The sequence below is a fragment of the Curtobacterium sp. MCBA15_016 genome (genome assembly GCF_001865105.1).
In the GTDB taxonomy this organism is placed as follows: Bacteria; Actinomycetota; Actinomycetes; order Actinomycetales; family Microbacteriaceae; genus Curtobacterium.
On record NZ_MJGR01000017.1, the window covers coordinates 1,004 to 1,417 of the forward strand.

Genomic DNA, 414 nt, shown 5'->3' on the forward strand with positions numbered 1-414 from the left:
GGCCGGCCGGCCGTGCACTCGTGGACGACCTCGAGCACACGCTCTGACATCGTCCGCGACACGCCGTTCACCTTCGAGGCGATATGGCAGGGACTCCGGCGACACACCGGGGATGTCCGCCGAGATGAGCGTTGCGATATTTATCCTTCGATCATGGAAACGCAGTCCGGTGCACGCACCCCCCTCGTCGACCCGTTCGGTCGCGAGCTCGAGGAGTGGCTCCGTGACGCCCCGGCGACGCGCGCCCCGTACCTGTCGGACCTCGTGGTCCCGCCGGTCACCGGGCCCGTGCAGCGTCCGGACGCAGCGTCGGACGCCCCCGTCGAGCCCGCCAATACCAGCGGCGCCGCGGCCGTCGTCGACGCCGGTGTGCCGGCCGACGACTCGGCCTTCCGTCGCCCTCGCGACCGTGCT

General features: G+C 71.3%; 1 protein-coding gene. It reads left to right on the forward strand.

Features of this window, described 5'->3' with window-relative positions; all coding sequences use genetic code 11:
* Window positions 1–153: 153 nt before the first annotated feature.
* The coding region (locus BIV03_RS19535) for a hypothetical protein (protein ID WP_175475756.1) at window positions 154–414 on the forward strand (261 nt) is incomplete at its 3' end.